A 22,915-nucleotide genomic window follows, 5' to 3' on the forward strand; every position below is an offset into this window, starting at 1 on the left:
AAGGGGAATGACAATGGCAGATTTAAGGACTAACCTTGCAGGAATAACGTCACCAAATCCATTTTGGCTGGCTTCAGCTCCACCAACAAATTCTGGCTACCAAGTGCAGCGCGCATTTGAAGCAGGTTGGGGAGGCGCGGTTTGGAAGACTCTCGGAGATCCTATTTTAAATGTGTCTTCACGGTACGCAGCCGTTAATTTTAATGGTCAAAGAGTAGCTGGTTTTAACAATATCGAATTGATTACAGATCGACCATTAGAAGTAAATCTAAAAGAAATCTATGAAACAAAGAAACGTTTCCCAGGACACGCTGTCATTGCATCTCTCATGGTAGAACCAAAGCAGGAAGCGTGGCACGAAATCGTTAAGAAAGCTGAAGCTGCAGGTGTAGACGGACTGGAATTAAACTTCGGCTGTCCCCATGGAATGGCAGAAAGAGGGATGGGCTCTGCATCTGGTCAAGTTCCTGAATTAGTAGAAAAACAGACCACTTGGGCAAAAGAAGCTGCAGAAACGCCAGTAATCGTGAAATTAACACCGAACATAACTGATATTACGGCTACAGCTGAAGCAGCTGTTAGGGGTGGCGCTGATGCTGTAAGCATGATCAACACGATCAATAGCCTTGCTGGTGTTGACATCGACTCGTGGTTACCCATTCCAAATGTAAGCGGAAAAGGAGCTCACGGTGGATACTGTGGTCCAGCAGTAAAGCCAATCGCATTAAACATGGTAAGTGAATGTGCGAGAAACAGTCGCATAAACGTTCCGATATCTGGGATGGGCGGGGTTTCTAACTGGCAGAATGCAGTTGAATTCATGCTGATGGGCGCTAGTAACGTTCAAATATGTACAGCTGCGATGCACCATGGCTTTCGAATTGTGGACGATCTAATCGAAGGCCTATCAAACTACCTTGATGAAAGAGGTATCCTATCTATACAAGACATCATAGGGAAATCGGTCCCAACATATTCCGATTGGGGAAACCTCGATTTAAACTATAATGTTGTCGCGAGAATTAACAATGACGTTTGTATCAATTGTAATAAGTGTCATATTGCATGTGAAGATACCTCTCATCAATGTATCGATATGTTGAATGATGGGAATGGCAATCCTATTCTACGTGTAAGAGAAGAAGATTGCGTAGGTTGTAACTTATGTTCAATCGTTTGTCCAGTGGATGGAGCAATCGATATGATCGAAGTTCCTCAAGAACTGCCTTCAATGACTTGGAATGAACGTCAGTCACTATTAGGTTCACTAAAAGACTGTAAAATCACAAAGTAATTAGAGGGGGAGTATCATGAACAAGATTATCCGTAATGGTACGATTGTTACTGCAAGCGAGACCTATCAGGCAGACATCCTTATTAAGAAGGGCAAGATCGATACGATTGGAACGGCATTGAAAGATGAAGGTGCAGAGGAAATCGATGCGAAAGGGTGCTACGTATTTCCAGGTGGTGTTGATCCACACACACATCTTGAAATGCCATTCGGTGGGACCGTATCAAAGGATGATTTTGAAACAGGCACGATTGCAGCGGCCTTTGGTGGAACAACTTCTGTTATCGATTTCTGCTTAACAGAAAAAGGGAAACCATTATCTGATGCAGTAAAAACTTGGCATGCGAAATCAAAAGATAAATCAGTCATCGACTATAGCTTCCACTTAATGATCAGTGAAATGAACGATAAAGTATTGAATGAATTACCAGAAATCATAAAGAATGAAGGAATTACGTCATTCAAAGTATTTATGGCATATAAAAATGTTTTTCAATCAGATGATGAGACGCTTTATCGAACGCTTCTTGCTGCTAAAGATCTCGGGGCACTCGTGATGGTACATGCTGAGAATGGCGACGTCATTGAATATTTAACAAAAGAAGCACTATCGAAAGGACAAACAGAACCAATTTATCACGCACTAACAAGGCCACCAGAGGTTGAAGGAGAAGCGACTGGACGTGCTGCTCAACTAACAGGACTAGCAAACTCACAGCTTTATGTCGTTCATGTAAGCTGTAAAGAAGCAGCAGACAAAATCGCTGAAGCAAGGAAGAAAGGATACGATGTTCACGGAGAAACGTGTCCGCAATACTTAGTTCTCGACCAAACGTATTTAGAAAAGCCGGATTTTGAAGGTGCAAAGTATGTTTGGAGTCCACCACTTAGAGAAAAGTGGAATCAAGATGCATTATGGAATGCACTTAGGACTGGTGAACTTCAAACCATCGGCTCTGATCAATGCTCTTTCGACTTTAGAGGACAAAAAGATTTAGGACGAGATGATTTCACTAAAATACCGAATGGTGGACCGATGATTGAAGATCGCTTTAGTATCTTATTTTCGGAAGGTGTTTTAAAAGGAAGAATTTCTTTAAATCAGTTTGTTGATATTACATCAACTCGATCAGCTAAGCTTTTTGGTATTTTCCCAAAGAAGGGTACGATTGCGGTTGGCGCTGACGCCGACGTTGTCATTTTCAATCCAGAAGTTAAGAGAAAGATATCAGCAGCAACGCACCATATGGCTGTCGATTATAACGCGTTTGAAGGGATGGAAGTCACAGGAGAACCAGTGTCAGTGCTCGTAAGAGGAGAATATATCATTCGCAACAAGCAGTTCGTTGGAACCCCAGGGTCTGGCCAGTATATGAAGAGGGCTAAGTACGGACAGCTCAGTAAAGCGGCAGACAACACCATAACCATACAATAAGCAGTGTATAAAGGAGATAGCTGAATGAAAAAAGAGGAAAGCTATTTAAAATCACCTGACTTATTGCCAATTGCTCATAAAGACAAGAAAATTGGCACGACTGGTTTTGCGATGATGTGGGTCGGCATGGCTGTTGTGCTTGCAGCGTTTGCTATCGGGGGAGCAGGTGTACAATCACTCTCACTAACATGGGTAGTTCTCGCAACGTTGATCGGCACAATTGCAATCGGTCTCTTTATCACCATCATTGGTGATATAGGGATTGAGCATGGTCTATCATTTCCCGTGTATATGAGAGCTCCCTTTGGAACTCTAGGTACGCATATTCCTTCCATTGTGAGGGGGTTAGCTGCATCGTTCTGGTTTGGAATCAATACATATTTTGGTTCCACGGCTATGAATGCGATTTTAAATGTATTGTTTGGATTTGATAACTGGTTTGTTTGTTTCTTGATTTTCGCAACGGTTCAATTAGTCAATACGTCGCTCGGGATCAAAGCTGTCGAAAGGTTTGCTGATCTAGCAGCACCCGTTATTATTCTAATTTCGGTATGGATGTATATCTCTCTTTCCGATCAAGCTCTTGCACAAGGTAGAGAAGTATGGAGCTGGATTGAAAACCCCGTAACGGGAGGAGTGGCACTATCAGCCTTTCTGGTAGTTATCTTTAGTAACATGGGTTTCTGGGCAACGATTTCAGCAGATATCCCTTCTATTTCACGTTTTATTAAAGCTCCGCAGTTTGAAAGAAGCTGGCTTAAGCGAAACAAAGGAACGTTGATCGGAAGTGTAATTGCCTTGCCACTTACACAAACGTTCATGGTCATCATTGGAGGAGTATCTTATATTGCAGTATCGAATTATGATCCCGTTGTTGCGTTGCAAGAAGCTGCGACAGGTTTAGTACTTGGAATTTTACTACTGATGATCGTCTTAGCACAGTGGTCTACGAACGTATCTGCTAACCTCGTTCCTGCGGCTACAATCTTTTCAAACGTGGGAGGACCAAAAGTTCCTTTTTGGGCTGGCGTATTTATTGCAGGAATTGTAGGTTCTGTTGTTCAACCATGGAGCTTATTCAATATACTCATACCAATTTTACTCGTTGTCGGTGGCATCTTATCGTCAATCATCGGTATATTGTACTGTGATTATTATGTCCTACGAAAACGAAGAGTGAATGTACCAGATTTATATGAAGCTAACGGACAGTTCCGTTACGCTAGCGGTGTAAACCTTGCAGGATTAATCGCCTGGGTAATAGGAGGTGTAGCTGCTTATTATCTTTCTACTTATTCTTTCTTAGTAGGTTTCGTTGTCGGTGCTATTGCTTACTACTTTTTAGCGAAGTTCTGGTGGTTTAAAAAATACACACAAGCAGAAATAATCGATCCAAGTGACGAGAAATATTTAGGTCTTACTGTAGGAAGAGATTGGGTGATTGAGACAGACACAGAAAAGGTTTCAGTGAAAGAAGTAGGAAGCGCAATCGAGAAAGGGAGGTAATGGGATGGGTGAGCACGAACAATATGTTATAGAACGAGAGAAAATAGACTATTTTATTGATAGAGGATATAAAATTAATGGTGTTCTAGAAAATTTAGAAGGTGCATTTATCGAATTTAAAATGAACACTGATGAGAAGGAGGAAGAGTCAATAGAAACCCTCCACATTAAGACAGCTAATGGAAGGAAATACTTTTCTGCACTTCTTTTAAAGCAGATTCAATCTGTATCCTAGAGGAGGATGTGTATGGAATACAACTTGTATTCTAAGGACAGCGCTTATCCTTGTGAAGTGACGATTGACGATGAAAACGGTCGATATATGATTCGCAAAGCTGATACGAGTGGAGAAGTATTTAATTCAGTCGAAGACTTGACAGTTTGGATCAGAGCGAACTGGAAAGAGGATGACTTCAGAAGTAGAAAGCAATACAATTACTTATTAGAAATTCTAGAGGAAATGGAAGGTAGAGAAGATACTGGGCAGTAGCCCGGTATTTTTTTTTGACTATAATTAATTTCAATTACCGTACTATTTTGAATATTTTGAAGGATTTATGAACAAGTAAGTGTAACTATAACACATAGAACAAAAAATGTATCTCCTAAAAGTAACCTTTCAAATAGAGCAGATGACTGAGTGATAGGGGGAGAAAAGATGCTTCGAATGACGAGCTTGACTGTACAAGAAGTATTGGAGAGAGAACAATTTCGAAACGCGACTGTTGTTGCAGGCCATAAAGGATTAAACCGAAGGATCAAATGGGTTCATGTTATGGAAGTAACGACCGTAAAGCAATTATTAAACGGAGATGAACTTATTTTATCAACAGGGTTTGTATGGAAAGATAATCTTGATGTCTTCATGTCGATCGTTAAGCAATTCATTCAGAGTAACGCTGCTGGGCTATGTATTGAAATCGGTACATATATGGATACAATACCTGAAGAAATCATCCAACTTGCAAATGAGCACCAATTCCCAATCATCATTTTCAAAAAGGAGGTCCGGTTTGTTAATATCACCCAGGATTTACATTCCCTTCTAATCGCCCATCATTATCAGTTGATTTCTGACTTAGAACAATTTTCACAGGAATTAAACAACCTATTGCTAAAGCCTGATTGCCTTCAAAACATCCTAACGCATCTCTCTAAAAAGACGGGCATGCAAGTAATCTACCAACCAAAAGAATCTGCTGCACAGTTTGTACCCGAAGTATCAAATGAAAAGAAAAAAACCTTCCTACATTTCTTAACGCTACAGCCAGCCGGAAAAGGACTTGTATTACAGAATGTGCAGGCTATGGATTATTTATTTGCGAAGTTAATTCTCGTTCCGACACCTCATACATCCGTTTCAGATTATGACATGCTTCTATTAGATCGAAGCGCAACAGCCATCGCTCAGTTTTTACTACGAGAGTTATATATAGAAGAAAAGAAACGAGTACAAGAAACAGAGTGGCTCTATGACTGGCTAGATGGGAAACATTCTGAAGAAAGAATCTTATCGTACTTAGTCGACCTCGATGCTTCTTTAATCCCGAAAGGTTTACAAGTGTGTACTTGTCGTTTCGTCAAACACCAGGAAAACTATTCGTCTTCTCAAATCACTTACTTTATGTTGCTCGTCAGGTCTCTTTTTGAGCAAGAAGGTTTTTTTGTATTATCGCTGACCACTAGGAATAAACTTGTGATCATCTTATTAAACCGACGTGATGAGTCCGATGTACTAGCTAGGCTAAGAGAGGCGTTCGATCGATTGATGGCGAGTGATATATTAAAGAATGGAACAGTACCCGAAATAGATCGAATCAGTATCGGTAAACATGTTCGATTGCTTAAAGAAATGCATAAAAGTTACGAATCTTCATTAGAAGCTCTCACGATCAATGATAAACTTTGTAACCAACATTCAAAAGTTGTCTATCACCACGACTTTCATATTTACCGCATGATCTTTCAATTAACAAAAAGCAAAGAATTACCTGAGTTTATGTTCGATTATTTATCACCAGTTATTGAATATGATGAGACAAACAATAGTAGTCTTTTACAAACACTCAAAGTTTATATGTGCTGTAATGGTTCAAAAAAGGAAACAGCCGAACAACTTTTTGTAGTAAGACAAACATTATACCATCGGCTTGAAAAGCTTGAAGAATTACTCGGAAAGGATTTTATGAGCTCCCCTAAGCGCCAGGCGATCGAGTTCTCGCTTTACGCTTATGAATATCTACAGAATTAAGCGAATTGCTGATTCACCACCATGTAAAACCACGGCTGTAACTATGTTACGTTTTGTCTAATGACCCTTGGTTTCCTCATCACCTACAATGATTGTAGGAGTTAACTAAAAGGAGGGCATTTTATGGCAGTTGTAAAAAACGATACAGTCGTTTTAAAGAATTTTGTTGGTGGTGAGTGGATTAGCGCTAAAAGCAACGAAACACTAGATGTACCGAATCCTGCAACCGATGATAATTTAGCTTATGTACCTTTATCTTCGAAAGAAGATGTCAGACTTGCTGTAAATGCTGCGAAAGACGCTTTTAAAACTTGGAGAAATGTACCTGTTCCTAAACGAGCTAGAGTTCTCTTCACATTTCATTCTCTGCTCGTTCAAAACCATGAAGAGTTAGCAGAACTTGTGGTTAAAGAAAACGGCAAGAGTTTTAAAGAAGCATATGGAGAAGTTCAGCGAGGAATCGAATGCGTTGAATTCGCAGCAGGAGCTCCTACTCTTATGATGGGAGATAACCTCTCAACGATCGCAGAGAACATCGACTCTGAAATGTACCGATACCCTATCGGAGTTGTTGGAGGCATAACGCCGTTTAATTTCCCTATGATGGTTCCTCTATGGATGTTCCCACTTGCGATCGCATGTGGAAATACTTTCGTGCTGAAGCCCTCTGAACGGACACCGATCCTTGCTAATCGGATTGCTGAACTACTAGCTGAAGCTGGACTTCCAAAAGGTGTTTTTAATATCGTCCACGGTGCTCACGATGTTGTGAACGGTTTAATCGAAAACAGAGGTGTGAAAGCGATTTCTTTTGTTGGTTCTCAGCCAGTTGCAAAGTATGTTTATGAGCAATCAGCATCGAATGGAAAGCGAGTCCAAGCTTTGTCTGGCGCTAAAAATCATCATATCGTTATGCCTGACGCGGATATTGAAAAAGCTGTTCAGCAAGTCATTAGTTCTACATTCGGAAGTGCAGGACAGAGATGTATGGCTTGTAGTGCAGTTGTAATTGTTGGTAATGGTGAGAGGTTCATCGCTTCATTAAAGCAAAAAGCAGATGAATTAAAATTAGGAAATGGGTTAGATGAAGAGGTCTTGCTAACTCCTGTTATCCGTAAATCTCATCGAGAAAAAGTATTAGAATACATCGATAAAGGATTGCAAGAAGGTGCAAACTTAATTCGCGACGGTAGAAAAGAAATGGATGAACACCAAAACGGAAACTTTCTAGGACCAACCATTTTCGATGAAGTAACACCTGAGATGACGATTGCAAAAGAAGAAATTTTCGCTCCAGTACTAAGCCTATTACATGCTGAAACGTTAACAGATGCTCTCGAAATCATCGAAAAGTCTAGATATGGTAATGGCGCTACGATCTATACGAAAGACGCAGCTGCTGTGCGCCAATTCCGTGAAGAAGCTGATGCAGGAATGCTCGGTGTAAATGTTGGAGTACCAGCTCCGATGGCATTCTTTCCGTTTTCCGGTTGGAAGGACTCTTTCTATGGGGACTTACATGCAAATGGTAAAGATGGCGTAAACTTTTATACACGACGTAAGATGATCACAACCCGCTTTGACTATTAGTGAGGGAGTGTAGTACATGCATACAGCACATGAAAATCTTGCAGGGAAAGACGAGAAGTACGTTTGGCATGCGATGAGACCGTATGATCCAAAGTCGACCATGGTAATCGAGAAGGCAAGTGGTGCCTGGGTAACTGATTATGATGGAAATAGGTTTCTAGATGGAATGGCTGGTTTGTGGTGTGTGAACGTTGGTTATGGGAGAACTGAACTTGCGGAAGCTGCATATAGCCAGCTTAAGGACCTTTCATACTATCCTCTAACACATACACATTCACCAGCAATACAACTCGCTGAAAAGTTAAATAACATGTTAGGTGGCGGTTATGTCATCTTCTTCTCTAACAGTGGATCAGAAGCGAATGAGACCGCATTTAAGATAGCTAGACAATATCATGAGCAAAAAGGTGATGTTCACCGTCATAAGTTTGTTTCAAGATACAGAGCGTATCACGGCAATACGATGGGGGCGTTAGCAGCTACTGGCCAGGCTCAGAGAAAATATAAGTATGAACCTTTAGGCCAAGGCTTTATCCATGTCCAACCTCCTGATTCGTATAGAGACGTATTATCTGATGGGCAAACGCTTCCTTCAGTTAAAGCAGTTGACGACATCATGACCTGGGAGTTAAGTGAAACGGTTGCTGGGATGATTATGGAACCTATAATTACGGGTGGCGGCATTTTGATGCCACAAGATCAATACATGAAAGAAGTGAAAGATGTATGTGATAAGCATGGCGCACTTCTTATATGTGACGAAGTTATTTGTGGATTTGGTAGAACAGGAACACCGTTTGGATTCATGAATTACGGAGTAAAGCCTGACATCGTTACCATGGCGAAAGGCTTAACTAGCGGCTATCTCCCATTATCTGCAACAGCGGTGAAAGAAGAGATTTATGATGCGTTTAAGACAAATAACCAATACGATCACTTCCGGCATATCAATACCTTTGGAGGCAATCCCGCTTCTTGTGCAGTCGCCTTAAAGAATCTCGAGATAATGGAGAAAGAAAAGCTGTTCGATCGCTCGAGAGAACTTGGAGATCAGCTAAAGAACGAGTTACAAAACCGCTTATCGACTCATCCCTATGTTGGTGATGTAAGAGGAAAAGGGTTACTCGTAGGAATTGAGCTCGTTGAAGATCGCCACACCAAAAAACCACTTGATGTAGCTTCATTGAATAAAGTAATTGGATACTGTAAATCTCGACACGTGTTGATTGGTAAAAACGGAGATACTGTAGCAGGCTTCAATAATGTCCTTACCATGTCCCCGCCATTATCGATTGAGGAAGAGGACCTTACCTTGTTAATCGAAACGATTGTAGAAGGGATAAATCAACTTTAAAGTGCGCCAACATGGCGCACTTTTCCTTTTGAAAAACAATCCTTGCGATAAAATCAATATATGTATTCACTATGGGAATACTTTATGGTAATTTAGTATTGCACTGTGTAAATATTCGAAAAATATTTCCTCTCATCCCAACATTTTTGGAATTTTTTTCGAAAAGTTGGTTAAGTGCTTTGTGACTACATATACACTGTGCTAAACTGTCCATGTAAGCGTTTTTTTACAAAAGAGGTTTTTAAACTGGTAAAAGAGTGAAAAGGACTTATAATGAAACCGCAGATATTTGAATCAGCGGTAATATGGGAACTAAAATACGTTGAGAACATTAGGTTAACCGTATTTTAGATTGTGCCCAGCAGGGAGGTAGCGAGTTTTGAATACCAAACAGTCCAGAATGGAACATCCTTGGCAGGAATTCTATGGACCAAACCTTGGCTATGCCATTGAACTATATGAAAAGTATCAAGAAGATCCAGATTCAGTAGATCCTGATCTACGTGAAAAATTTGAACAGTGGGGGCCGCCACCAAGTTCTAATGACGCTGTTGAATCAAACGTTCAACCAGGAAATCTAAAGAAAGTCATTGCAGCGGTTAAACTAGCAGATGACATTCGTACATATGGTCATTTGGCTGCAGCTATCAACCCACTTAAAGAAGAAAAATCAAATCATGATTTTATGAACCCTTCGAAATACGGTCTTTCTAATGAAGACTTGAAAGCGATTCCTGCAGAAGTGATATGGGATAACGCGCCTTCAGATATCAATGATGGCTTCGAAGCTATCCAGCGATTGCAGGATCTCTATACAAGATCACTTTCTTATGAATTTAGTCATGTTCATAATGATGAAGAACGCAAATGGCTCGATCAAATGGTGGAAGGCGGCTCTGTGACTGATTCTTTAGATAAAGAAGATCAAGAGGCTCTTCTACGCAGATTGACAGAAGTGGAAGGATTTGAGAAGTTCCTCCACAAAACGTTTGTAGGTCAGAAACGTTTTTCCATTGAAGGTGTAGATTCAATGGTACCGATGCTTGATGAAGTGATTAAGGATGGAGCAAGCGACGGTGCTCGTAATGTCATGATCGGTATGGCACATAGAGGAAGATTGAATGTCCTCGCTCATGTGTTGAACAAACCTTACGAAAAAATCTTCGCTGAGTTCCATCATGCACCAAACAAGGAACTCGTTCCTTCTGAAGGATCAATGGGAATTAACTATGGTTGGACAGGTGATGTGAAATACCATATGGGTGCAGATCGTAAGTTTGAAGGTTCTGAAACAGCAGAAGCTACGATTACGCTTGCAAATAACCCAAGTCACCTAGAGTTCGTTGATCCAGTTGTTGAAGGCTATGCAAGAGCTGCCCAGGAAACTAGAGATCAAAAAGGTGAACCTACCCAAGATATTAGAAAAGCCTTTGCAATTCTCATCCATGGTGATGCTGCGTTCCCTGGTGAAGGTGTCGTAGCTGAAACCCTTAACCTCAGTCAGTTGAGAGGGTACCATACAGGCGGAACGATTCATATTATTGCAAATAACCAGCTCGGCTTTACAACTGAGAGTACTGATTCAAGGTCTACACGATATGCGAGTGACCTTGCAAAAGGATTCGAAATCCCAATCGTTCACGTAAATGCAGATGACCCTGAAGCTTGTTTAGCGGCTATGCATCTTGCGTATCAGTATAGAATGAAGTTCAATAAAGACTTCCTTATCGACCTTATTGGTTACAGAAGATTTGGTCATAACGAGATGGATGATCCAGCTGTTACACAACCCCATCTTTATGAAAATATCAAGAATCATCCTACAGTAAGAGCGCGTTATGCTAAGTATCTGGAGGAGAAAGGCATTCTTGATTCTGGTTATGGCGAGAAACTAGATGAAGAAATTCTTCAAGAGCTTCAAGAAGAATATAGCAAAGTGGCGAAAGACAAAGAAGAAGGTGGAGAAGTTCAAGAACTAGAACCACCAAAGGAAATCGTTAAAGGGATTCCTTCAATCGATACGTCTGTACCACTTGAAACGTTAAAGGAAATTAACAACAATCTACTAACGAGACCTGATAACTTTAATGTATACCCTAAGCTTGAAAGAATTCTTAAACGTAGACTCGATATGCTAGAAGAAGGTGGTAAAGTTGATTGGGCACTTGGAGAAACACTTTCATTCGCTACTATTTTGAGTGAAGGCACGCCGATCCGAATCACTGGACAAGATTCTCAACGCGGTACATTTGCACAAAGACATCTTGTTTTGCATGATAAGGAAACGGGTGAAACGTTCTGCCCACTACACGACTTACAAGAATCCAAAGCATCATTTGCGATTCATAACAGTCCTTTATCCGAGGCTTCTGTCGTTGGTTTCGAGTATGGTTATAATGTTTTTGCTCCAGAATCCCTCGTGATTTGGGAAGCTCAATACGGTGATTTTGCTAATGCTGCACAAGTTATTTTTGATCAATTCATTTCTGCAGGAAGAGCGAAATGGGGTCAAAAATCAGGAATGGTAATGCTTTTACCACATGGTTATGAAGGCCAGGGTCCTGAACATTCAAGCGGTCGAGTTGAGCGTTTCTTAACGCTAGCAGCAGAAAATAACTGGACAGTTGCAAATCTTACGAGCGCTGCTCAATACTTCCATATCTTACGTAGACAGGCTGCTATTCTTGGAGAGCAAGAAGTTAGACCACTTGTGATCATGACTCCAAAAAGCTTGTTGCGTAATCAACGTACTTCATCACCAGGCTTTGAGTTTAGTCAGGGACAATTCCTAAGTGTGATCGAGCAAGAAGGACTTGGTGAAAAGAAGGATAAAGTTGAGCGAATCGTGCTATCTACAGGTAAAGTCGCAGTGGATCTAGCAGCAGAAATTGAGTCTTCTGAAGAAAACCTGGATTGGTTGCATGTTCTACGAGTGGAACAGCTCTATCCATTCCCAGAAGAAGAGATCAAGAAGATTTTTGAACGTTATTCTAACGTTAAAGAAATCGTCTGGTTACAAGAAGAACCTAAGAACATGGGATCTTGGAATTATATTTCTCAACGAATTCGTGAAATAGCTCCTGAGGGAGTTAATATCAACTATATTGGTCGTCCTGACCGATCTAGTCCTGCAGGCGGAGAACCAAATATTCATAAAAAAGACCAAGAACGCATTATACAGGAAGTTTTAGAGCCATCTAAAACAGTATCCCACCAAGGAGGTAAATCGTCGTGATCGAAGTTAAAGTACCTGAACTAGCAGAATCTATTACAGAAGGCACAATCTCCGAATGGTTAATTAAAGTAGGCGATAAAGTTGAAAAAGGTGATAACCTTGTTGAACTAGAAACAGACAAGGTAAATATTGAAGTAAGCGCTGAAAACAACGGAGTTATCAAAGAATTATTGAAAGAGCCTGGTGACAACGTAGAAGTTGGAGAAATCATTGCTTACCTTGGTGACGCAAGTGAGGAAGGCTCTTCATCTGAACAGCCATCTGGTGAAAGTGAAGAGAAAGCTGAAGCAAAGAGTCAAGAAAAAGAAACACCAGAAGAAGCTAAGTCTGAGCAAGAATCTTCTTCACATGCAGCTCCTGATGCAGCAGAAGAAAAGTCAGGAACTGGACGTACCGTTGCATCTCCTTCTGCAAGAAAACTTGCACGCGAACTAGGTGTAGATTTAGACAAAGTACAAACGCAAGACCCATACGGAAGAGTTCGTCCAGATGATGTGAAAGCTCATGCTGAATCCAGTAAGAAAGAAAAAGAAGCTCCAAAACAAGAGAAAAAGCAGGAAAAGCAACCTGAAAAGCAAGCTCCTGCAAAAGATGAATTTAACGGTAAGCCTGTGGAACGAGTAAAAATGTCTCGTCGCCGTCAAACGATCGCGAAACGTCTTGTAGAAGTACAGCACACTGCAGCAATGTTAACAACATTTAATGAAGTTGATATGACAGCAGTTATGGACTTGCGTAAGCGTCGTAAAGACAAATTCCTAGAAGACAATGATGTGAAGCTTGGATTTATGTCATTCTTCACAAAAGCAGTTGTTGGAGCACTTAAGAAGTATCCTCGTCTCAATGCTGAAATTCAGGATAAAGAAATGGTTCTTAAGAAGTTCTACGACATCGGTATTGCTGTTGGCTCTGAAGAAGGTCTTGTCGTTCCTGTGGTACGTGACGCAGACAAGCTATCATTTGCTGGCATCGAAAGTGAAATTAGCGAACTTGCTAAGAAAGCTCGCGATAACAAGCTTTCTCTTGATCAGCTGCAGGGTGGCTCATTTACAATTACGAATGGTGGAATTTTCGGTTCTATGCTTTCCACGCCAATCCTGAACGCTCCACAAGTTGGTATTTTGGGTATGCATAAGATTCAATGGCGCCCAATGGCAATCGATCAGGATAGAATGGAAAATCGTCCTATGATGTACATTGCTCTTTCTTACGATCATCGAATTGTTGATGGTAGTGAAGCAGTTAGCTTCCTTGCTAAGATTAAAGATCTACTTGAAGATCCAGAACAATTACTTCTTGAAGGATAAGACTAACAGAGAACCTGAATCAATATGATTCAGGTTCTTTTTTATAACCAATCATTTGTTAATTGGGGGAATTCAAATGAAATTGCGTACATTTACTAATCCAAAAGAGTATTTATCACATGTTCAATCTTTCTTAGAAGAGAATGAAGCTCTACATAGCCTGCCGTTGGGGCTTTTGTTCAGGTTAGTCAAACAGCAACAGAATGGAGAAGAGATTGGAAAAGTAATCCTCGGAACAATAGAAGAAGAAGATAGAATTAATCTTTGTTTTATTCAAACACCTCCTCATAATCTCGTCCTTGCTAGTGAGCAAAATTCAAGCGAAGAAACGTTGAATTTTGCAGCTGAGGAACTAAACAAAGACTACATGTTTCCAGGTGTACTAGGTGAGAAAACAATCGTAGAACACTTTTCAAAGAAATACTGCGAGCTTTCAAATTGCAGTCGAAAATTAAAAATGAATCAACGAATCTATCGATTAGATCGTGTCACTCCTAAAGAACGGGTAGAAGGAAAGTTGAGGAAAGCTGAAAAGCGGGACGGTGCATTGTTAAAAGAATGGATACAACTTTTTTCTTATGCAATGGGAGAACCGCTTACTAATGAAGAAAGTAACGAAAGAGCGAATCAGTTCATAGACGAAAAAACAGCTGTATTGTGGGAAAAGAATGGAGAAGTAGTCTCGATGGCAAATGAATCTAGACCAACAAGGAGAGGGACAACGATCAACTTTGTTTATACACCACCAATCCATGAACGAAAAGGCTATGCTTCAGCAAATGTAGCTGCATTTAGTCAGTATTTATTGGATAAAGGCTATCAATACTGCGCACTATACACGGATCTTTCAAACCCCACGTCAAATTCAATCTATGTGAAAATCGGATATCGTGCAGTCGGAGACTCGATCGTATATACGTTTGAGGATTGAAACGATAATGTAGTAAAATGAATGAGTGGAAAGGAGTGAACGTTATGATTCACGAGACTTGGAAAGAAAAACCAACGCTGCGAGAAGTGAAATGTGTCCATACTGACGCGAAAAAGTACATGGTAAACCGTGTACTGACTGAAGGAAAAAACTACGAAGTCAAAAATGAAACGGAAGAGTTTCTGTTTGTAGTTGATAACACAGGTAAAATTGGCGGATTCTATAAAGAATACTTCGAGGAAGTATAATAAGTGACCCTTAATCTGTCCAGGCCATAGCGGTCTGGACTTTTTGTGCTCGTACAAACGCACGACCCAATTATTATTGGTTCAAAGAACATTATGGTATGATACAAATGGACGTTAGTAAAGCTTATCAATAGGCGATAGAACCGTCTCTAGCTGCAGGAGGGACATCAAAGTGACTAATAAAACGCTAATAGAAGAAGCTTTCTCTTTTTTAGAAGAAGCCTATTCTGAATTGAATATAACACCAGAAAGACTAAATGACCGTAAACATGAAGTACAGATTGAAATTGAAAGAACTGGTACATATGAACACACGTTTGAAGAGTTACAGCACGGCGCTAGAATGGCTTGGCGTAATAGCAATAAATGTATTGGGAGACTGTTTTGGAATACGTTAACCGTCATTGATAAACGGTCTGTTACAACTGAAGAGGAGGTTGCGACTTCCTTACTTAATCACATTCAAATGGCTACAAACAATGGAAGAATTCGTCCAACGATTACTGTATTCCAACCAGGAAAAGTTAGGATTTGGAATCACCAACTCATAAGGTATGCAGGTTACGAGACAGATGATGGAATCATTGGAGACCCTGCTTCAATCAAACTTACGAAAGAAGTTAACAAACTAGGATGGATAGGGGAAGGGAGTTCTTATGACGTCTTACCGCTAATCTTTCAACTAAATAATAATGAACCATCACTGGTCTCTATTCCGTCAGAATTAGTTCTCCAAGTAGATCTTAGACACCCTGAATACGACCTAACATCCCTACATGCTCGCTGGTATGCTGTTCCGATTATATCTGACATGAGACTTGAAATAGGCGGCATATCATACGACGCTGCTCCTTTTAACGGATGGTATATGGGTACAGAAATAGGAGCTAGAAATCTAGCTGATGAAACGCGATATCATATGCTACCTCAAATGGCAGAAATTATGAAACTAGAAACATCTTCGAATGCAACATTATGGAAAGACAGAGCTTTAATTGAACTCAATCGTGCTGTTTTATATTCCTTCCAGGAAGATCAAGTAAGTATTGTCGATCATCATACAGCTGCACGACAATTTCATAAGTTCGAAGAAAATGAAGCACGTGCTGAAAGAAAAGTGACTGGAAATTGGACTTGGTTGATTCCTCCCATTTCTCCAGCTACGACACATATTTTCCACAAACCATATAAGAATACGATCGTCTCTCCTAATTACTTTTATCAAGATCGACCTTATTAAAGAAGAAAGAAGTGAAAGTAAATGGTAATCGAGAAAGCCTGTTTCACCGTTCATAAAGGGATGGAAGAAGACTTCGAAGAAACGTTTTCAAAGGCTGTAGAGTTTATTTCTGTTACACCTGGATTTATTAATCACCAGTTAACGAAATCCATTGAAACAAAGAGCAAATATGTCATTCTTGTAGAGTGGGATTCGCTTGAAGCGCATACTGAAGGATTCATGAAGTCAGAAAGGTTCAACGAATTCGTATCCATGATGGATCCGTTTTTAGATACAGTAGAAATGGAACATCTTGAGCCGATCTCTGGTAACTAACCCCCGCTGTTAAGCGGGTTTTCTTATGGGCAAAACACTATACAGATTTAAGAAAACACTATACAATTAAAAGTGTATATTCCTATAAGAAAGGTTGGATTTTTAAATGTCTGGTATTCCACGTCCATTAGTACGAGTCAATCAATGGTTTATCTTTATATGTGCGACAGCTTTCATCGTGACACTTCATCCTATGTTCTTAATCATTCCTCTATCTGTAGGGGTTTCAAGTTTGTTTTTTAATTCAAACCCAGTCATGAAGGTAGGTAAGTTATTTTTACGAAAGCCGATGACATCATATCTATTAGAAGACAAAGAGCAACAAGCATTTAATCAAAAAATAGCGGTTAGCCTATTGACGCTCGCGTTAGTAGCAAGCTTCGTAAGTATTGAATGGCTTGCGATTACTTCCGCTATCATGGTAGCTCTTGCTACGTTCATTGCGATCCTAGGATTTTGTATCGGATGCTTTGTTCGATTTCAATGGAAAAGATATCAATATAAGAGGACTCTACACACACAATGTAAAGGCAGCTGACAAGGCTGTTTTTTATATTGAAAAATAAAAAATTCTGATTTCTGCTATACTTATTATTAGAGAGATAGTAGAAAGGATAGGATTGTATGAGAGAAAAAGTATATGATGTTATTGGAATTGGAATAGGACCATTTAATTTAGGCCTTGCTGCTTTGCTAGACCCCATCAAAGAAATCGAATCACTTTTCTTTGAACAAAAAGAGAAATTCGATTGGCATCCAGGTATGTTGATCGAGGGTACTAGGCTTCAAGTTCCTTTCATGGCTGATTTGGTAACCATGGCTGATCCGACAAATGAATTTAGTTACTTAAATTATTTAAAACACCAAAACAGGCTTTATAATTTTTATTTCTTACAAAGACTCGAAATGCCAAGAAATGAGTACAATCATTATTGCCAATGGGCTTCTGAACGTTTGGATAGCTGTCAGTTCAATAGTAAAGTTGTATCGATCACACCACTCGAACAGCCGATCAAACACTACGAGGTGACAGTAGAAAATACTACTAACGGTGAAATTACTACATATCTTACAAAGAATTTGATTTTGGGTGTAGGGACGATCCCTTCTTTGCCTAAATCACTTCAAGGGATGTCTGAAGAAGATGTGTTTCATTCATCAACTTTCTTACATCATGAAAATCGTTGTAAAAGAGCAAAAAGTATTACGGTGATCGGTTCAGGGCAAAGTGCAGCAGAAATATTCAGGGAGTTACTAAAGGAGCGAGCTGATCATGGCTACTCCATCAATTGGATTACAAGATCAAAAGGATTTTTCCCAATGGAAGAAACTAAATTAAGCCTTGAACATTTTTCACCTGAGTATATTGATTATTTCTATGAGCTCCCACAAGACCAAAAAGATGAGATATTCAGTAATCAGCAGCTCTTGTATAAAGGAATAAGCCCTCACACAATAACTGATATTTATAACCTTCTTTATGAGCAAACAGTTGGCGGAAAGGAAATGGATGTCACGCTGATGCCATTAACTGAAGTGAATGGCATATCTCAAACTGAAAACGAAACAGGTTATGAATTAAAATGTCGCCAATGGGAAAAAGGGAAGTCGTTTCTTATTGAAAGTGAAGTTGTGATCGGTGCAACAGGTTATCGTCCTTTTATACCAGATTGCTTAAACGGATTGAAGGATCTAATTCAATGGGATGATTTAGGAAGATACAACGTTTCCAAAGATTATAAGTTGATGTTGAATGAAGAAGCGACTGGTGAAATTTTTGTGCATAGTGGTATGCAGCATACACATGGAGTAGGTTCGACTAACCTTGGCCTTGCTGTTAACCGAAATAAAATTATTATCAATCAAATAGCAGAAAAAGAAATTTATCCAGCTCTCGAAAATAACATTTTTCAAAAATTCGAACATAACATCGATTAATTTTCTAATTATTCTATCAATTTACACCAATTTGCATTATGATTAAAGAAACACGATAGAAGGACAGGTGGTGAGTATGACTGGTAAAGACCCTTTGTCAGCATCTAACTTCTTATGTAAACTGATTACTCAGTATGCTCATATCCATCATCGTACGATTGGTTCAAAAGCTCAAGAATATATCACACAGCTGGGTATCCGTACAGGAGAATGGTTTGAATCTCATTATCAGATAGCGGATTGGACCCCTGATGAGTATGCGAAGGTTATCGTAGACATCAAAAATTCAATTGGTGGAGAATTCTTCATATCAGAAGTAACGTCAACATATGTTATTGTGAAAGCTAATTCTTGTCCATTCGGTGAGTTTGTGAAGGACGCCCCTCACTTATGTAAGATGACGGCTAGTGTTTTTGGAGGAATAGCTGCAAGACATTTTAACTATGGCGAGGTTAATTTGCGAAAACGAATTGCATTAGGGGATTCAGGTTGTGAAGTGTTAATTGCATTTGAACCCGGGATAGAAGACGGATATAAGTTTGAAAACCTAAAGAATATTCCTGATAATAGTGATCCCTTCACTTGGGAAGAAGATACGATAACCCTACTGAATGAAGAGTTAAAACAAAGCGACGCGATGGTTCTTACGCTTTTAGATGAACTTGAAGACCTAAAAGAACAAGTTAATCGATCATAAACTGAGACAGGCTTAGTGCCTGTCTTTTTTGTATGAAATGATTATTTCTAACAAATAATAATAATAAAAGGGGGTACACGATGCAAAAGAATGCAAGAGGGTATTTGCAGGAAACATGCAGGGAATTAAAAGAAGCTGAAAAAAGTCTACAACAAGCATTAGAAACTGTTGAGAAAGAGCCAAATAGACAACGAATACAAGAATCACTTCAGCAATTGAGCGCTGTGCAAGCCTATTGTAGCGAAACTGAAGAAATACTTGAAGAACACTAAAATTTTCTTGTAAGAAATTTTCCAAATTAAGTTTTAACCATAAAAAAATCGGAAATTGGTGTGTAATGTTATTTTAAGGAGGATTCAATTATGAGCCTGTTATTCGGGAAGGGTATGGCAGCATTTGAACAGGATGCGAAATCAGAGAGAGAATTGGTGAAAACATCTCCCGCCGCTCATCAAAATCGTAAATCAAAGCTTAAACAAAAGCCCACTAAAGTATAACCATCCTGTTGGATGGTTTTTTTTTGAAGGGATTTATCTCAACATAGAGAATAATTGTAACAATTGGGTATAGGTCGATTAGATTTAATCGTAAGTATATAAAAACAAGAGAAGAGGAAACGTTGTGGAAATAAATGGCGTTCGGAAGTTTGTTTTTGTAAAGGATATTACAATTATCATTAGTTTACTTATGGTTTGTATGGTTTTCATACTTTTCCAAGGCCTTTCGCTAACCGCTTCTGTCTCATTTATTGCAGGATTATTGGTTTTCATTTTTAATGAGTATTTAACTCACAGATTCCTCTTTCATTTGAGGCCTCCAAAGAACCTCATAGCACTTAAAGTTCTAAAGAGGTTGCACTATGATCATCATAAGGACCCAAATGATTTACACTTGATGTTTCTACCTATCTGGTATAGCCTACCTCAAATTGGTGCTATTTCTCTTTTGTACTACGTTTTATTTTCTTCCTTCCCAAATTCAGTTGCATTCTCATCAGGTCTTATGACAATGCTTCTCGTATATGAATGGAAGCATTTCGTTGCACATCAACCGATCACACCGAAAACGAAATTTGGCAAATGGCTGAAACAAACACACTTACTTCATCACTTTAAAAATGAAAATTACTGGTATGGCGTGTCGAATCCATTTATAGATATGCTGTTTGGCACTCATAAGGATGGAAAAAAGGTGAATAAGAGTAGAACGGTACGGGATATTGAAGGTAACCACTCTAATAAGAATACTGCGAAGTTTTAGTTAAAACAGCCTTTTATTAAAGGCTGTTTTTATTTGGAACTTTTTATATGTGGCTTCGTCTAAATGGTTAGAGGGGGATTATAGATGAAGATGTTATTGATAGGAGTAATGATGAGTTTGTTGATCACGGCATTTTTTACTGGTGCGTGGTATACCATGATTAGGGAGCCAGAAGTGGCAACAGAAAAAACAATTGCAGAGGAGAAAACTGTTCCTAACCAAGAAATGGTGTTTAAGGATGGAGAAGTTTTTATTGAAACCGATCAGGATGATAATGAATTATTTAAACTACAAGTGAAGAAGTTGGACACACTTCCTGAAGATGCAGATGTAGAGGAGCTTTCAAAAACCCAGAATTATGCCATATTTGAATTATATGTAGAGAACTTTGAGGATTACGGTAAGGGGTTTAAAGGGTACTATTCAAACTTAATAGTCGGCAAAGAAAAAATATCGCCCTCGGATTTCGTAATAGTCGATAAAAAGGGGTGGAATAAAATCAGGCTAGAGTCCGGCGGACATGTAAAAATGATTTTGATATACCTCATCGACAACAATACAAACGAAATGGACCTCTTGATCTCACCAGAGTTTTACTATAAGGATATCATCTATCGTTTTGAAGCATAAATCGTAGTAATGTCACATCTTCCTATTTCCGATCAGTATACTAGAGATTAGCGCAAGCATTGGTGTATGATAAAAGATAAGATGAACGGATTGGGAAGGAAGGCAGTGCTATGTATCTATACGATTCTTATCTGAAAGATCATCGTCAAAAGGAATTATTAGACCTTGCGGACGGTTTAGCTAACTCTTTTGCAGAGCGGGCAGACGACATTGACAAAGAAGGACGATTTCCTTTCGAAAATTTCAAGGAAATGAAAGAAATAGGTTATACTGCCCTCACAGTGCCTGAGAACCTTGGCGGTAGAGGAATAAATTTATACGAGTTTGTTATGCTTCAGGAAAGAATTGCCACTGGAGATGCTTCAACAGCTTTATCGGTTGGCTGGCACCTTGGCATTATGCTCGAGATGGTAGATGATCAAGAGTGGTCAGATGACTTATTTGAGCGTATGGCGAAGTTAGTAGTGGATGAGAAAGCCTTGATGAATAGAGCTGCTACAGAGCCTGCTAGCGGTAGTCCTACTCGGGGTGGAATGCCTGAAACAAAAGCAATCGAACATGACAACGGATGGCTAATGAATGGAAGAAAAAGCTTCACTTCCATGGCTCCAGCACTTGATTATGTACTCGTTTCAGCAGAGATTAATCAGTCAGGTAAGAAGGGGTTTTTCCTCGTAGACATGAAATCTGAAGGAATTCGTATTGAAGAGAAATGGAATACCATGTCAATGAGAGGTACAAGAAGTGATGACCTTGTATTACAAGATGTAAAGCTACCACTTGATTCTCTTATTGAGGAGTCTGAAAATCCGAAAGGGATGAAGCTTCCAAAAGCTTGGTTACTTCATATACCTGCATGTTACCTCGGCGTCGCGATCGCAGCAAGAAACTATGCAGTCAAATTTGCTTCTGAGTATAGCCCTAATAGCTTGCCAGGACCAATAAAAGACGTAGCTGAGGTACAACGAAAAATTGGCGAAATGGAATTAGAATTATTAAGAGCAAGGGAAATGATGTACAGTATTGCTTGGCGTTGGGTTACAGAACCTAAAAAAAGGGAGAATATGGCTGGTGAATTAGCTGCTGTAAAACATGTAGCAACAAATGGAGCCTCAAATGTTGTTGATCTTGCTATGAGAATTGTAGGAGCTAGAGGATTATTTAATGAAAGTCCGATGCAACGTTACTATCGCGATGTTAGGGCTGGATTACACAATCCTCCGATGGATGATGCTGTCGTGTCTCTACTTGCATCGAATGCGTTTAAACACCAGGAACCGAAATAATGGTTCATGGTGTTTTTTATCTAAATATAGGCTTATTTTACTGTAAATACTCTAAATTTCGCCATAGCTATAACGCTTTGACAAGCTTTTAGGAAGAAAGATATAATTTTGACTTAAAAAGAGGAAAAAACCATTCGGTTGACGAAAAAGTACACAAACAATCGAAAAGGAGATGAAAGCATGCGTGAAAGAAGGACTGTATCGTTGAGTGGAAGTTTGCTTTTTCCTGACGGATGGGGACTTCAGATGCAAGTAGAAGAAAACAAAAAAGAAGAGAAGATCGCACGAATTAAACATGAACGGGAGCTGAAACATACTAAATGATTGGACATATTCTAACAAATAAACAATATAACTTGTAATGGAGTCAAGCGAATTGAATATAATCGCTATGACTC

Annotated in this window: 23 protein-coding genes; all 23 read left to right on the forward strand. The window is 39.5% G+C overall.

Annotated features, from left to right (window positions below):
* Nucleotides 1-13 precede the first annotated feature (13 nt).
* The 23 genes from preA (at nt 14) to LCM09_RS13570 (ending at nt 22,841) form a co-directional block, all read left to right on the forward strand.
* The gene (gene preA / locus LCM09_RS13465) at nt 14-1,294 is read left to right on the forward strand and encodes an NAD-dependent dihydropyrimidine dehydrogenase subunit PreA (protein ID WP_224882625.1); all 1,281 of its coding nucleotides are present in this window, start codon (nt 14-16) and stop codon (nt 1,292-1,294) included.
* 16 nt (nt 1,295-1,310) lie between these two features.
* Nucleotides 1,311-2,729, forward strand: a complete 1,419-nt coding sequence (gene hydA / locus LCM09_RS13470) for a dihydropyrimidinase (RefSeq protein ID WP_224882627.1) — start codon at nt 1,311-1,313, stop codon at nt 2,727-2,729.
* A gap of 24 nt (nt 2,730-2,753) precedes the next feature.
* A complete protein-coding gene (locus LCM09_RS13475) occupies nt 2,754-4,235 on the forward strand; it encodes an NCS1 family transporter (protein ID WP_224882629.1) in 1,482 nt (493 codons plus the stop codon).
* Nucleotides 4,236-4,239: 4 nt separating this feature from the next.
* The gene (locus LCM09_RS13480) at nt 4,240-4,470 is read left to right on the forward strand and encodes a hypothetical protein (protein WP_224882630.1); all 231 of its coding nucleotides are present in this window, start codon (nt 4,240-4,242) and stop codon (nt 4,468-4,470) included.
* A 12-nt stretch (nt 4,471-4,482) separates the two neighbouring features.
* Nucleotides 4,483-4,725: a hypothetical protein gene (locus LCM09_RS13485; RefSeq protein ID WP_224882631.1), complete on the forward strand. Its 243-nt coding sequence runs from the start codon at nt 4,483-4,485 to the stop codon at nt 4,723-4,725.
* A gap of 168 nt (nt 4,726-4,893) precedes the next feature.
* Entirely contained in the window at nt 4,894-6,486 is a 1,593-nt protein-coding gene (locus LCM09_RS13490; RefSeq protein ID WP_224882633.1) for a PucR family transcriptional regulator, read from the forward strand.
* A 123-nt stretch (nt 6,487-6,609) separates the two neighbouring features.
* Nucleotides 6,610-8,076, forward strand: coding sequence for a CoA-acylating methylmalonate-semialdehyde dehydrogenase (locus tag LCM09_RS13495; RefSeq protein ID WP_224882635.1), 1,467 nt, complete (start codon nt 6,610-6,612; stop codon nt 8,074-8,076).
* Between the two features lie 16 nt (nt 8,077-8,092).
* Nucleotides 8,093-9,430 carry an aspartate aminotransferase family protein gene (locus LCM09_RS13500; protein WP_224882637.1) on the forward strand — a complete coding sequence of 446 codons (1,338 nt, stop codon included), beginning with the start codon at nt 8,093-8,095 and terminating at the stop codon, nt 9,428-9,430.
* 400 nt (nt 9,431-9,830) lie between these two features.
* The gene (locus LCM09_RS13505; RefSeq protein ID WP_224882638.1) at nt 9,831-12,665 is read left to right on the forward strand and encodes a 2-oxoglutarate dehydrogenase E1 component; all 2,835 of its coding nucleotides are present in this window, start codon (nt 9,831-9,833) and stop codon (nt 12,663-12,665) included.
* Nucleotides 12,662-13,972 (forward strand): 2-oxoglutarate dehydrogenase complex dihydrolipoyllysine-residue succinyltransferase, encoded by a 1,311-nt coding sequence (gene odhB, locus LCM09_RS13510; RefSeq protein WP_224882640.1) that lies wholly within the window; start codon nt 12,662-12,664, stop codon nt 13,970-13,972. Before LCM09_RS13505 ends, odhB begins: the two co-directional genes overlap by 4 nt.
* A gap of 76 nt (nt 13,973-14,048) precedes the next feature.
* Complete coding sequence (locus LCM09_RS13515) at nt 14,049-14,903, forward strand: GNAT family N-acetyltransferase (protein WP_224882642.1); 855 nt, start codon at nt 14,049-14,051, stop codon at nt 14,901-14,903.
* A 44-nt stretch (nt 14,904-14,947) separates the two neighbouring features.
* Nucleotides 14,948-15,151 (forward strand): DUF6501 family protein, encoded by a 204-nt coding sequence (locus LCM09_RS13520; protein WP_224882644.1) that lies wholly within the window; start codon nt 14,948-14,950, stop codon nt 15,149-15,151.
* 172 nt (nt 15,152-15,323) lie between these two features.
* Complete coding sequence (locus LCM09_RS13525) at nt 15,324-16,391, forward strand: nitric oxide synthase oxygenase (protein WP_318246517.1); 1,068 nt, start codon at nt 15,324-15,326, stop codon at nt 16,389-16,391.
* Between the two features lie 21 nt (nt 16,392-16,412).
* Nucleotides 16,413-16,706, forward strand: coding sequence for an antibiotic biosynthesis monooxygenase family protein (locus LCM09_RS13530; protein ID WP_224882645.1), 294 nt, complete (start codon nt 16,413-16,415; stop codon nt 16,704-16,706).
* Between the two features lie 106 nt (nt 16,707-16,812).
* The gene (locus tag LCM09_RS13535) at nt 16,813-17,244 is read left to right on the forward strand and encodes a DUF4395 domain-containing protein (RefSeq protein WP_224882647.1); all 432 of its coding nucleotides are present in this window, start codon (nt 16,813-16,815) and stop codon (nt 17,242-17,244) included.
* An 86-nt stretch (nt 17,245-17,330) separates the two neighbouring features.
* Entirely contained in the window at nt 17,331-18,644 is a 1,314-nt protein-coding gene (locus LCM09_RS13540; protein ID WP_224882649.1) for a lysine N(6)-hydroxylase/L-ornithine N(5)-oxygenase family protein, read from the forward strand.
* Nucleotides 18,645-18,720: 76 nt separating this feature from the next.
* Nucleotides 18,721-19,341, forward strand: a complete 621-nt coding sequence (locus tag LCM09_RS13545; RefSeq protein WP_224882651.1) for a methanogen output domain 1-containing protein — start codon at nt 18,721-18,723, stop codon at nt 19,339-19,341.
* 80 nt (nt 19,342-19,421) lie between these two features.
* Entirely contained in the window at nt 19,422-19,613 is a 192-nt protein-coding gene (locus LCM09_RS13550; RefSeq protein WP_224882653.1) for a hypothetical protein, read from the forward strand.
* A 90-nt stretch (nt 19,614-19,703) separates the two neighbouring features.
* Nucleotides 19,704-19,838, forward strand: a complete 135-nt coding sequence (locus LCM09_RS20800) for a hypothetical protein (protein ID WP_263622945.1) — start codon at nt 19,704-19,706, stop codon at nt 19,836-19,838.
* 124 nt (nt 19,839-19,962) lie between these two features.
* Complete coding sequence (locus LCM09_RS13555; protein WP_404800825.1) at nt 19,963-20,601, forward strand: sterol desaturase family protein; 639 nt, start codon at nt 19,963-19,965, stop codon at nt 20,599-20,601.
* 84 nt (nt 20,602-20,685) lie between these two features.
* Nucleotides 20,686-21,231: a hypothetical protein gene (locus LCM09_RS13560; protein ID WP_224882658.1), complete on the forward strand. Its 546-nt coding sequence runs from the start codon at nt 20,686-20,688 to the stop codon at nt 21,229-21,231.
* A gap of 110 nt (nt 21,232-21,341) precedes the next feature.
* Nucleotides 21,342-22,517, forward strand: a complete 1,176-nt coding sequence (locus LCM09_RS13565; protein ID WP_224882659.1) for an acyl-CoA dehydrogenase family protein — start codon at nt 21,342-21,344, stop codon at nt 22,515-22,517.
* A gap of 180 nt (nt 22,518-22,697) precedes the next feature.
* On the forward strand, nt 22,698-22,841 hold the full coding sequence (locus LCM09_RS13570) for a hypothetical protein (protein ID WP_224882661.1): 144 nt from the start codon (nt 22,698-22,700) through the stop codon (nt 22,839-22,841).
* Nucleotides 22,842-22,915: the final 74 nt, after the last annotated feature.

This window comes from Guptibacillus algicola, assembly GCF_020171805.1.
In the GTDB taxonomy this organism is placed as follows: domain Bacteria; phylum Bacillota; class Bacilli; order Bacillales; family Guptibacillaceae; genus Guptibacillus; species Guptibacillus algicola.